The organism is Massilia sp. HP4 (assembly GCF_005222695.1).
Lineage (GTDB): Bacteria > Pseudomonadota > Gammaproteobacteria > Burkholderiales > Burkholderiaceae_D > Telluria.
In genome coordinates this window covers 1-12,295 of sequence record NZ_STGG01000004.1, presented here as the reverse complement: position 1 = coordinate 12,295, position 12,295 = coordinate 1, and the positions used below count along the sequence as shown (strand labels likewise).

The following is a 12,295-nucleotide window of genomic DNA, read 5'->3' as shown; positions in this document are numbered from 1 at the left end:
AAAAGCGCCCTGCTGCGTTGTAAATCCTCGCCATACCACGCGGTATGGCTGCGGTTTACGCCTTGCCGGGCGCCTTTTTCCGTCGCCAATCCCATCCGCCAGAATAAATCAGCGCTTCCTTAATTAAGCAGCGTATCGTTCAGCTTGCCTTCGCCGGCCAGCTGGCGCAGGATGCGTACCGTGTCGAGGTCGGCTTCTTCATAGGCTGACTTCTTGAACTCGTCGTACATGGCATTGGCCGGGTCGACGTGCTCGCCGGTGCCGTCGTCGTAGCAGAAGCGGATCAGCAGCATGGCATTGGTCGGCGCCTCGATGATCATGCGCAGGCTCGAGGCTGCGATTTCTCCCTGGGCCGGCACCTCGTAGCGCACTTCGTGCAGCGGGGTCAGGAATACCTGGTCTTCGATGACCAGCTCGCCGAAGGTCAGGCGGCGCCCGAACTTGCCGGCTTCGCGCTCCACGATCTCGCATTCGTCCAGGTGCGGGATGAACATCTTCGGCTGCTCGGCGCGCAGCACGAGGCCGTGCCACACCTGTTCTCGGCTGAGGGTGTCGATCAGCGGGTTCATCGGATCGTTGATTTCGACGAGATGTTCGAATTTCATGGGCAAATGTCCGGAAAAATAGGCTGCAACATATGGTGTCGCAAAGGACGCATGGTAACCGATTGCGCGCCGCCACGCCCGCCCCCTGCCACCCGAAAGGTCAAGGGCCGCGCTGTTGCATTCCGGTCGTGCAGGCGACGCGACCAGCCTGTTTGTCTCCGCTCGGCCCGCCAGATTGTTACAATCGCTGCCTGTCCCTCCAGAAATAATTCCCATGTCCAACGCACCAAGATTCGGCCTCAACGGGCCGCAGAGCGAAGCCGCGCTATATCTCGACGGCCCTTGCCTGGTGCTGGCCGGCGCCGGCTCGGGCAAGACGCGCGTGATCACGCAAAAAATCGCCTACATGATCGAGCACTGTGGCTACGATCCGCGCACCATTGCCGCCCTGACCTTCACCAATAAGGCGGCGCTCGAGATGCAGGAGCGGATCGCCAAGCTGCTCAAGCAGCCCAAGCAGGCCAAGCAATTGACCGTGTCCACCTTCCACTCGCTGGGTGTCAAGATCCTGCGCCAGGAAGCGGCTGGAGTCGGCCTGAAGGACAAGTTCTCGATCATGGACAGCGACGATTGCTACACCATCGTGTCCGACCTGGCGATGAGCACGGATAAGCAGGAAATCCGCGGTATCCAAAATACGATCTCGCTGTGGAAGAACGGCCTGGTCGATCCGGAAGACGCGATCAAGCAAGCGCGCGACGAGGACGAGGCCATGGCCGGCCGCGTCTATCGCAGCTATGTGGCGACCCTGCAGGCTTACCAGGCGGTCGACTTCGACGACTTGATCCGCCTGCCGGTGGAACTGTTCCGCAACAACGAACCGATCCGCGACCGCTGGCAGCGGCGCCTGCGCTATCTGTTGATGGACGAGTACCAGGACACCAATACCTGCCAGTACGAGCTGGTCAAGCTCCTGGTGACGGGCCTGGGCAAGAAGCCGATGTTCACGGCGGTCGGCGACGACGACCAGGCGATCTATGCCTGGCGCGGCGCCTCGGTCGAAAACCTCAAGACGCTGGGCGACGACTTCCCCGACCTGAAGGTGATCAAGCTCGAGCAGAATTACCGCTCCACCACCCGCATCTTGCAGGCGGCCAACGCCGTGATCGGCAACAATCCCAAGCTGTTCGAGAAGTCGCTGTGGTCCGAGCACGGCCTGGGCGAGCCGATCAAGGTGCTGGGCATGCAGAACGACGACCAGGAAGCCGACCAGGTCGCGATCATGATTTCGAGCGAACACTTCCAGCGCAAGAACCACTGGTCGGACTACGCGATCTTGTATCGCGGCAACCACCAGGCACGCGTGATCGAGCAGGCGCTGCGCAAGGAGCGCATCCCGTACACGATGTCGGGCGGCCAGAGCTTTTTTGACAAGGCCGAGATCAAGGACATCATTGCCTACCTGCGCCTGATCGCCAACCAGGACGACGACCCGGCCTTCATCCGCGCCGTGACGACGCCCAAGCGCGGGGTCGGCATGGCCACGCTGGAAGTGCTGGGCGAGTTTTCCAAGCAGTGGAACTGCTCGCTGTTCGAGGCGGCGCGCAAGGGTGGCATCGAGGCGAAACTGGCCGAGCGCCAGCTGGGCCCGCTGCGCGATTTCTGCCACTTCATCGCCGAGCTCGAAGACCGCGCGACCCGTCCCGGCCCGTCGGGCAGCGGCGACCACGCGGCCGAGGTGCTCGATGACATGATGAAGGAGATGAACTACGAGCACTATTTGTACGAGAACTTCGACGACCGCGCGGCCCAGGCCAAGTGGCAGAACGTGCTCGAGTTCAATAACTGGCTGAAAGACCGCGGCCGTGGCGGAAAAGACCGCGATGGCGAAGAAAAGAACCTGCTGGAACTGACCCAGATGGTGGCCCTGATGTCGATGCTCGAGGGCTCGGACGAGGAACAGGATGCGGTGCGCATGTCGACCCTGCACGCCTCCAAGGGCCTGGAGTATCCGCACGTCTACCTGGTCGGGGTGGAAGAGGGCATCCTGCCGCACAAGGGCGATCCGGATGCGTCGATCGAAACGATCGCGGCGCGCATCCAGGAAGAGCGGCGCCTGATGTACGTGGGCATCACCCGCGCCCAGCGCACCCTGCACGTGAGCTGGTGCAAGCGCAGGAAGCGCGCCGGCGAACTCGTCAATTGCGACCCGTCGCGCTTCATCAAGGAGATGGCGCTGGACGTCGGCGAGGCGGCGCCGATGGAGAGCGAGATCCTGAGTCCGAAGGAACGGTTGGCGAACCTAAAAGCATTGCTGGCGACACCCAGGCCGGTGCCCGAATAAACGTTGCGCGCAAGCCTTGATGGATCGGCAAGACCTGCGCACGATTGAAATCGCATTTGACTTCAACTGTCGGGCAAGAAATACTTGCCCGGATGCGAGCTTTTTGATAGCGAAATTTCCACGGTATTTGCCGTGTCGCAACGTGCAACGTCTTCTACCCGATCCATGGCCACCGTTACCGACATCACCACGACCCCGTTCTCCGGGCTGAACCACATCGACACCCTGCTGGACAAGGGGCCCGACTGGAATTTCCTCAGCAATTCCAACGCCAACGTCCTGTATTACACCTTTTCGACGGCGTCGGGCAATGAAACCGGCAAGAGCGGCCAGCAAATGTTCAGCGACGCCCAGCAGATGGCGGCGCGCACCGCCTTTACTTATTTGCAGCAGGTGACGGGCATCGAATTTCGCGAGACGGGATCCGGGACGGCAGCGCAGATCCACCTGGCCAAGATGGATCTCGAGGGCCAGTACACGACGGGCTTGTGCAGCTGGCAGGCCAGCTATCGCTCATTCCCGAATGGCACGTTGAGCGAATATACAGCCAATGCCTATGTGTACCTGGACAATGCCAACTGGAACCACATCACCAGCAACCTGACGCCCGGCACCCAGGGCTATGAAACCCTGCTGCATGAGCTGGGCCACGCGATCGGCCTGAAGCATCCGTTCGAGGCAGGGGCCGGCGAAGTCGCGTTGCCAGGGAATGAAGACAATACCGCCAACACCATCATGTCGTACACCGGCGCCGGTGGCCCCTACAGCACGTTCCAGCCCTACGACATCGCGGCGCTGAACTGGCTTTATGGGGGCGACGGCCTGCGCGGCGCGCTCGGCATGAATGGCAGCGGAGCACGTTACCTCACCGGCACTGCCAAGTCGGAAACCCTGATGGGGGCCGACTTTGATGACATTTTTCAAGGTAATGGAGGAAACGACATGATCTATGGTGGATTGGGCCGGGACACGGCGATCTTTGGCGGCCGGTATGCGGAATACCGCTTCGATAGCCTGGCCAATGGCGAGTTGGCGGTCACTGGCGTCAATAGCGTGACGACACTGAACCAGGTGGACGTGCTGCAGTTCGCCGACATGAGCGTGGAGCGGGCAAACATCGTGACCTCGGATACCGCCGCGCCGGCGGCGCCCGTGATCTCTGTGACCCAGAATGCCGCCGGTTATACGTCCGGCAACCGGCCCGTCTTCACCGGCGCCGCTGAAGCGAACTCGACCGTTAAGGTCTATATTGGCCAGCAACTGGTCGCCAGCGCCGTGGCCGACGCCAATGGTTTGTGGACCGCGCGTCCGCCCGAGAATGCACCGCTAGCCGATCGCATGGGCTATAGCGCCACCGCATCGGCCACCGACGCTGCCGGCAATGTATCGTCGCTGAGCGCGCCGATCGTGTTCAACGTCGACGCGACGGCGCCTGTGGCGCCGACCGTGACGGCAAACCTGATCTCGGGCGGCAACCAGCCGGTGTTCGCGGGCACCGGCGAGGCCGGCACCACGATCCAGATCATCAAGGCGGGCGACTGGATCGAGATCGGGCGCGCCGTGGTCGGCCCCAATGGCCAATGGCAGCTGAACTCGGCGCCGCTGCCGAACGGCAACTACCAGGTGACCGTGTCTTCGGTCGACAGGGCCGACAATGCGACCAGCGCGACGCAGTCGGTGACCCTGGCCATCAATAACACCCTGAACCAGACCGGCACCGCCGGCAACGACACCTTCGCCATGGCGCCGGGCAGCGCCGCCATCCAGGGCGGAGCAGGCCTCGACACCGCAATCTACAGCGGTGTGAGCGACAACTTCGTGCTCGAGCGCGGCGTCTACGGCTTCACGGTGCGCGACAGCGCGGGCGCCGTCGATAACCTGATTAACGTCGAGCGCATCAGGTTCGACGACACCATGGTGGCGCTGGACATCAATGGCAGTGCTGGACAGATCTACCGCCTGTACCAGGCCGCATTCGACCGCGTGCCGGATGTCGGTGGGCTGGCATTCTGGCTTGCCCGGACCGACGTGGGCGATTCGATGATGCAAATCGCCAATTACTTCTCGCAGAACAAGGAATACATCGACCTGTATGCCAATACCAGCAACGAGCAGTTCGTGACCAAGCTGTACGAGCACGTGCTGGACCGTGCTCCGGAAGGCGGCGGCTACGATTTCTGGGTCGGCAACCTGAATTCGGGCGTCACCAACCGCGACGAAGTCCTCACCATGTTCTCGGAAAGCCCGGAAAACCAGGCCAATGTCATCGGCAGCATCGTCAACGGCATCGAGTACCCGCCTCTCTATACCTGACCGGCAGTCAAGCTGCCTGCGCAAGACTGGCATAATGCCTGTTTTGCGCAGGAAGCCGCCCGTGGACCACGAAGACCGTTTCATCAATCTCGAAATCAAGCTCGCCCAGCAGGAAGACCTGGTGGACGAGCTGAACAAGACCATCTACCGCCAGGAGCGCCGCATCGACGGGCTCGAGGCGATGGTCAACAAGCTGGCCGACCATGTGCGCACCCTGCGCGACGCCGGCCAGGCGCCCCTCAACGAGCGCCCACCCCACTATTGAACACCCGCGCCGCATGGCTGGCCAGGTCATGCATATGTGTCTTTACGCCCGTCAATACGGGCGCTGTTGCCTGATACATTGCGCTACTTTTTAATTGTTACCGTGGACATGCAAGCCTGCTATGATCTTTAGCGCACTGCTGTTGGGTTAGCCCGACGGCGCCTTCCCAAGTTCGCGAAAGACCCCATGAACCGTCCACATCTGCTCATCATCGCAGCCAGCGTGGCGCTGGCGCATGCAAGCGCAATTGCCGCCCCCGCCGCTGCCGTCCTCGACGCCTCCAATCCCTTCGCCAAACCCAGCAGCCTGCCGCTGAACTACCCGGCCTTCGACAAGATCAAGGACGCGCACTTCCTGCCCGCCTTCAATGCCGGCATGCGCGAAGAGCTGCGCGAAGTCGAGGCCATTGCCAACGACAAGGCCGCACCTACTTTCGAGAACACCATCGTGGCGCTGGAGCGTTCCGGCCAGCTGCTGGCGCGCGTGTATGCGACCTTCTCGAACCTGCAGGGCGCCAATACCAACGATACGCTGGACGCGGTCGATCGCGAGATGTCGCCCAAGCTGGCTGCCCACTCCGACGCGATCCACCTGAATGCGAAGCTGTTCGCGCGCGTGAAAGCGCTGCACGACAAGCGCGCGTCGCTGGGCCTTGATGCCGAGTCGGTCCACCTGCTCGAGCGCTACTACAAGGAATTCGTGCGCGCCGGCGCCAACCTGTCGCCAGCCGACCAGGCCAAGCTGAAGAAATTCAATGGCGAGATTGCCTCGCTGCAGTCGGACTTCCAGCAGCGCGTGCTGAAAGGCGCCAATGCCGCGGCCCTGATCGTAAACACCCGCGCCGAACTGGCCGGCATGAGCGATGCGCAGATCAGCGCCGCCGCCGATGAAGCGGCCAAGCGCGGCCAGAAGGGCAAATTCGCGATCCCGATCGTGAACACCTCGAGCCAGCCGGCCCTGTCGGTGCTCACCAACCGCGCTACCCGCGAGCGCCTGATGAAGGCGTCGCTCGAGCGCGGCACCCATGGCGGCCAGTTCGACACCACCAAGCAGGTGCTGCGCCTGGCCAAGCTGCGCGCCGAACGCGCCGTGCTGCTGGGCTACCCGAACTATGCGGCCTATTCGCAGGAACTGGAAACCGCGCGCAACCCTGCCGCCGTCAACAAGCTGCTGGGCGACCTGGCCGCGCCGGCCGTCAACAACGCCAAGAAAGAAGCAGCCGAGATCCAGAAGGTCATCGACAAGGAAGGCGGAAAATACCAGGTCGCGGCCTGGGACTGGCCGATGTACCAGGATAAGGTGCGCGCCGCGACCTTCAACTTCGACGAGAGCCAGCTGCGCCCCTATTTTGAATTGAACCGCGTGCTGGTCGACGGCGTGTTCTTCGCCGCCACCAAGGAGTTCGGCATCACCTTCAAGCAGCGCAAGGACCTGCCGGTCTACAACCCGGACGTGACGGTGTACGACATCTTCGACGTCGACGGCAAGCCGCTGGCGATCTTCATCTTCGACCCCTACGCCCGCGGCAACAAGCAGGGCGGCGCCTGGATGAACGAGTACGTGTCGCAGTCGCACCTGCTGGGCCACAAGCCGGTGATCGGCAACCACCTGAACATCCCGAAACCCCCTAGCGGCGAACCGACCCTGCTGACCTACGACGAAGTGGTCACCACTTTCCACGAGTTCGGCCACGCGCTGCACGGCATGTTCTCGGACGTGAAGTATCCGAAATTCTCGGGCACCAATGTGCCGCGCGACTTCGTCGAGTATCCGTCGCAGGTCAACGAGATGTGGGTGACGTACCCGGAAGTGCTGGCCAATTACGCCAAGCACCACCAGACCGGCGCGCCGATGCCGAAGGATTTGCTCGATAAGGTCGTCGCATCGAAGAAATTCGCCCAGGGCTACCGCACCACCGAATACCTGGCCGCCGCGCTGCTCGACCAGCGCTGGCACCAGCTGACCCCTGCGCAAGTACCGACCGACGTGCTGTCGTTCGAAGCCAAGGCGCTGCAGGATGCCGGCGTGGCCTATCCGCCGGTGCCGCCGCGCTACCGCACCGGTTACTTCTCGCACTCGATGGGTGGCGGCTATTCGGCCGGCTACTACGCCTACCTGTGGAGCGAGCGCCTGGACGCCGAGACCGTCAAGTGGTTCACCGAGAGCGGCGGCCTGACCCGCAAGAACGGCGACCACTTCCGCAAGACCTTGCTGTCGCGCGGCGGCACCGCGGAAGCAATGGACCTGTTCCGCGACTTCCGCGGCCGCGATCCGGAAATCGGACCGCTGCTCGAGCGGCGCGGCTTGGTTGAGTCCAAGTCTTCCGGTAATTGATATCGCTCCGCCCTCGTTCGCTGTCACGAGCAGCGAGCGGGGGCGGCGTGCTATTTGCAGTACCTTTTCCCACAACGCACAAGAGACACAATGAACCGTCCACAACTGCTGCTGATCGCAGCCAGCGTCGCCATGGCCACCTTCTCCTTCGCCCAGCCAGCCGAAGCAGCCCTGGCCGCATCGAACCCGTTCGCCAAGCCGAGCACCCTGCAATACGGCTACCCGGCCTTCGACAAGATCAAGAACGAGCACTTCGCACCGGCCTTCGCCGAAGGCATGCGCCAGCAGGCCGCCGAGATCGTGAAGATCGCCGACAACAAGGCTGCGCCGACGTTCGAGAACACGATCGTGGCGATGGAACGTTCGGGCGACCTGCTGACGCGCGTGCGCGCAGTGTTCTACACCCTGACCGGTTCGTACACCAATGACACCCTGCAGGCGCTGGACAAGGACCTGGCCCCAAAATTCGCCGCCCACGGCGATGCGATCCGCCTGAACCCGAAGCTGTTCGCGCGCATCAAGACCCTGCACGACAAGCGCGATTCACTGGGCCTGGACGCTGAATCGAAGTTCCTGCTCGAGCGCTACTACAAGGACTTCGTGCGTTCCGGCGCCAACCTGTCGAATGCCGACAAGGTCAAGCTGAAGGACTATAACGCCAAGCTGGCCGCCCTGCAGACCCAGTTCAGCCAGAACGTGCTCAAGGAAGTGAACGCCTCGGCCTTCGTGGTCGATACCCGCGAAGAGCTGGCCGGCCTGCCCGAGAAAGCCATCGAAGCGGCCGCCAATGAGGCCAGGAAGCGCGGCCTGGACGGCAAGTTCGTGATCCCCGTGGTGAACACCACCCAGCAGGCGCCGCTGGCGGTGCTGAGCAACCGCGCCACCCGCGAAAAGCTGCTCACCACTTCGATGATCCGCGGCAGCCGCGGCGGCGAATTCGACAACCGCAACGTCGTGCTGCAACTGGCCAAGCTGCGCGCCGAGCGCGCCGAGCTGCTGGGCTATGACAGCTACGCGGCCTATTCGCTCGAAGACCAGACCGCCAAGGACACCGCCTCGGTCAACAAGCTGCTGGGCGACCTGACCGCACCGGCCGTGCGCAACGCCAGGAAAGAAGCGGCCGAGATCCAGCAGGTGATCGATGCCGAGAAGGGTGGCTTCCAACTGGCCGCCCAGGATTGGAGCATGTACAGCGACAAGGTGCGCGCCGCCAAGTACGCGTTCGACGCCAACCAGCTCAAGCCGTATTTTGAGTTCAACAACGTGCTGGAGAAGGGCGCCTTCTTCGCCGCCACCCAGCTGTGGGGCATCACCTTCAAGCAGCGCACCGATCTACCGACCTATGACGCCGACGTGCGCGTGTACGACGTGTTCGAAGAGAACGGCGAGCACCTGGCGATCTTCGTGATCGACCCGTATGCGCGTTCGAACAAGCGCGGCGGCGCCTGGATGAGTTCCCTGGTCAACCAGAGCTTCCTGCTGGACCAGAAGCCGGTCATCACCAACAACCTGAACCTGACCAAGCCGGCCGCCGGCGAGCCGACCCTCTTGACCTGGGACGAAGTGCGCACCACCTTCCATGAACTGGGCCACGCCACCCACGGCTGGTTCTCGAAGGTGAAGTATCCGCGCTTCTCGGGCACCAGCGTGCCGCGCGACTACGTCGAGCTGCCGTCGCAGGTCTACGAGATGTGGATGGCCTGGCCTGAAGTGATGGCCAACTACGCCAGGCACTACCAGACCGGCGAGCCGATGCCGAAAGAGCTGCTGGACAAGCTGCGCGCCGCCCAGCGCTTCAACGAAGGCTACCGCACCACCGAGTACCTGGCGGCCGCGGTGCTGGACCAGAAATGGCACCAGCTGGGCTCCAAGGCGATGCCGACCGACGTGATCGCCTTCGAGAAGCAAGCCTTGAAGGAAGCGGGCCTGGACTTCGCACCGGTGCCGCCGCGCTACCGCAGCACCTACTTCTCGCACGCCATGGGCGGCGGCTACTCGGCCGGCTACTACAGCTACCTGTGGGCCGAGCGCCTGGACGCCGATGCCGGCGAGTGGTTCAAGGAAAACGGCGGCCTGCTGCGCAAGAACGGCGACGTGTTCCGCCAGAAGGTGCTGTCCAAGGGCGGCACCATGGATGCGGTCGAGATGTACCGTTCGTTCCGGGGCCGCGATCCGGTGATCGAGCCGCTGCTCGAGCGCCGCGGATTGAACTGATTTGACAACCAAAAGCACAATATGAAACGTACCCACTTCCTGCTGGCCGCCGCCGTGAGCGCGGCCGTGCTGAACATCGCCCACGCCGCGCCCGCCGTCCAGGCGGCCGCGCCCGTCGCGGCATTGGCCAGGTTCGACGCATCGAACCCGTTCGCGAAAGAAAGCACCCTGCCGTTCAACTTCCCGGCCTGGGACAAGATCCGCAACGAGCACTTCGCGCCGGCCTACGCCGAAGCGATGCGCCAGCACGCCGCCGAGATCGAAAAAATCGCCAACAACAAGGCCGCGCCGACCTTCGAGAACACCATCGTCGCGATGGAGCGCGCCGGCCGCATGCTGGCGCGCGTGAGCACCGCCTTCGGCACCCTGTCTGGCTCCTACACCAACGACACCCTGATCGCCCTGGGCCGCGAGATGGCGCCGAAGCTGTCGCAGCACAGCGACGCGATCCGCCTGAACGGCAAGCTGTACCAGCGCATCAAGACCCTGTACGACAAGCGCGAGAGCCTCAAGCTCGACCCTGAGTCGGCCTACCTGCTGGACCGCTACACCAACGACTTCGAGCGCGCCGGCGCCAAGCTGTCGGCTGCCGATAAAGAAAAGCTGAAGGACTACAACAGCAAGCTGGCCGCCCTGCAGACCCAGTTCGCCCAGAACACGCTGAAGGAAGCCAATGCCTCGGCGCTGGTGGTCGACACCCGCGCAGAGCTGGCCGGCATGAGCGACAAGGCGATCGACGCCGCCGCCGCCGAGGGTAAAAAGCGCGGCCTGGACGGCAAGTTCGTGATCCCGGTGGTGAACACCACCCAGCAGGCCGCCCTGTCGGTGCTCACCAACCGCGATACCCGCGCCAAGCTGCTGTCGGCCTCGATGGCGCGCGGCAGCCGCGGCGGCGAGTTCGATACCCGCCAGACCGTGCTGCAGATCGCCAAGCTGCGCGCCGAGCGCGCCGTGCTGCTGGGCTATCCGAACCACGCCGCCTACAACCTGGAAGAACAGACCGCGAAGACCACCGGCGCCGTCAACAGCCTGCTGGCCGAACTGGCGCCGCCGGCGGTCAACAACGCGAAGAAGGAAGCGGCCGACATCCAGAAGGTGATCGATGCCGAGAAGGGTGGCTTCAAGGCCGCCGCCCACGACTGGGCCTTCTACAGCGACAAGGTGCGCGCCGAGCGCTACGCCTTCGACGCCGGCCAGCTGCGCCCTTACTTCGAGATCAACCGCGTGCTGGTCGATGGCGTGTTCTTCGCCGCCAACAAGGAATTCGGCCTGACCTTCAAGGAACGCAAGGACCTGCCGGGCTATAACGACGACGTGCGCATGTTCGACGTGTTCGACGTCGACGGCCAGCAGCTGGCGATCTTCACCTTCGACCCGTACGCGCGCTCGAACAAGCGCGGCGGCGCCTGGGCCAATGCCTGGGTCCCGCAGAGCAAGCTGCTGGGCACGAAACCCGTCATCGCCAACAACCTGAACGTGGCCAAGCCGGCCGCCGGCGAGCCGACGCTGCTGACCTACGACGAAGTGCGCACCACCTTCCACGAGTTCGGCCACGCGCTGCACGGCATGTTCTCGAACGTGCAGTACCCGCGCTTCGCCGGTTCGCGCGTGCCGCGCGACTACGTCGAGTTCCCGTCGCAGGTGAACGAGATGTGGATGGCCTGGCCTGAAGTGCTGGAGAACTACGCCAAGCACTACCAGACCGGCGAGCCGATGCCGAAGGAGCTGCTGGACAAGGTGCAGGCGTCGTCGCAGTTCAACGAAGGCTTCCGCACCACCGAGTACCTGGCCGCGGCGCTGCTGGACCAGGCCTGGCACCAGCTGGCGCCGAACCAGATCCCGCAAGACGTGCTGGCCTTCGAGGCCGAGGCGCTCAAGAAAGCCGGCGTCGACTTCGCCCTGGTGCCGCCGCGCTACCGCAGCACCTACTTCTCGCACACCTTCTCGGGCGGCTATTCGGCCGGCTACTACGGCTACCTGTGGGCCGAGAAGCTGGACGCCGACACCGTCGAGTGGTTCAAGGAAAACGGCGGCCTGACCCGCAAGAACGGCGACCACTTCCGCAAGACCCTGCTGTCACGCGGCGGCACGCTCGATGCGATGCAGATGTACCGCAACTTCCGCGGCAAGGATGCGGATATCAAGCCGCTGCTGGAGCGTCGTGGCTTGACCGGTGAGTGATGCCGGAGCCGGTCGTGAAACGCGACCGGCGCATATCACCGCGTCGGCGGCGCAGCCGCCAACCCTACGGTCGTGGTGGTAGGGTTGGCGGCTGCGCCG

The 12,295-nt window shown here is 63.5% G+C and carries 7 protein-coding genes; 6 read left to right on the top strand and 1 reads right to left on the bottom strand.

Annotation, left to right across the window (positions count from 1 at the left end; translation table 11 throughout):
- Nucleotides 1-119: 119 nt before the first annotated feature.
- Nucleotides 120-605, bottom strand: coding sequence for an SRPBCC family protein (locus E8M83_RS01005; RefSeq protein WP_137171538.1), 486 nt, complete (start codon nt 603-605; stop codon nt 120-122).
- Nucleotides 606-819: 214 nt separating this feature from the next.
- On the opposite strand from E8M83_RS01005, the gene E8M83_RS01000 reads away from it, so the two are divergent.
- From E8M83_RS01000 to E8M83_RS00975, 6 genes are all read left to right on the top strand, one after another.
- Nucleotides 820-2,889 carry a UvrD-helicase domain-containing protein gene (locus E8M83_RS01000; RefSeq protein WP_137171537.1) on the top strand — a complete coding sequence of 690 codons (2,070 nt, stop codon included), beginning with the start codon at nt 820-822 and terminating at the stop codon, nt 2,887-2,889.
- A 165-nt stretch (nt 2,890-3,054) separates the two neighbouring features.
- Entirely contained in the window at nt 3,055-5,202 is a 2,148-nt protein-coding gene (locus tag E8M83_RS00995; protein ID WP_137171536.1) for a DUF4214 domain-containing protein, read from the top strand.
- 61 nt (nt 5,203-5,263) lie between these two features.
- The gene (locus E8M83_RS00990; protein ID WP_137171535.1) at nt 5,264-5,467 is read left to right on the top strand and encodes a SlyX family protein; all 204 of its coding nucleotides are present in this window, start codon (nt 5,264-5,266) and stop codon (nt 5,465-5,467) included.
- A gap of 186 nt (nt 5,468-5,653) precedes the next feature.
- The gene (locus E8M83_RS00985) at nt 5,654-7,801 is read left to right on the top strand and encodes a M3 family metallopeptidase (RefSeq protein WP_137171534.1); all 2,148 of its coding nucleotides are present in this window, start codon (nt 5,654-5,656) and stop codon (nt 7,799-7,801) included.
- A gap of 90 nt (nt 7,802-7,891) precedes the next feature.
- The gene (locus E8M83_RS00980; protein ID WP_137171533.1) at nt 7,892-10,015 is read left to right on the top strand and encodes a M3 family metallopeptidase; all 2,124 of its coding nucleotides are present in this window, start codon (nt 7,892-7,894) and stop codon (nt 10,013-10,015) included.
- Between the two features lie 21 nt (nt 10,016-10,036).
- The gene (locus E8M83_RS00975) at nt 10,037-12,196 is read left to right on the top strand and encodes a M3 family metallopeptidase (protein WP_137171532.1); all 2,160 of its coding nucleotides are present in this window, start codon (nt 10,037-10,039) and stop codon (nt 12,194-12,196) included.
- Nucleotides 12,197-12,295 lie beyond the last annotated feature (99 nt).

Bases quoted from the DNA above. Each gene is read 5' to 3' on its own strand.
- E8M83_RS01005 (WP_137171538.1), bottom strand. From the start codon at position 605: ATGAAATTCGAACATCTCGTCGAAATCAACGATCCGATGAACCCGCTG.
- E8M83_RS01000 (WP_137171537.1), top strand. From the start codon at position 820: ATGTCCAACGCACCAAGATTCGGCCTCAACGGGCCGCAGAGCGAAGCC.
- E8M83_RS00995 (WP_137171536.1), top strand. From the start codon at position 3,055: ATGGCCACCGTTACCGACATCACCACGACCCCGTTCTCCGGGCTGAAC.
- E8M83_RS00985 (WP_137171534.1), top strand. From the start codon at position 5,654: ATGAACCGTCCACATCTGCTCATCATCGCAGCCAGCGTGGCGCTGGCG.
- E8M83_RS00980 (WP_137171533.1), top strand. From the start codon at position 7,892: ATGAACCGTCCACAACTGCTGCTGATCGCAGCCAGCGTCGCCATGGCC.
- E8M83_RS00975 (WP_137171532.1), top strand. From the start codon at position 10,037: ATGAAACGTACCCACTTCCTGCTGGCCGCCGCCGTGAGCGCGGCCGTG.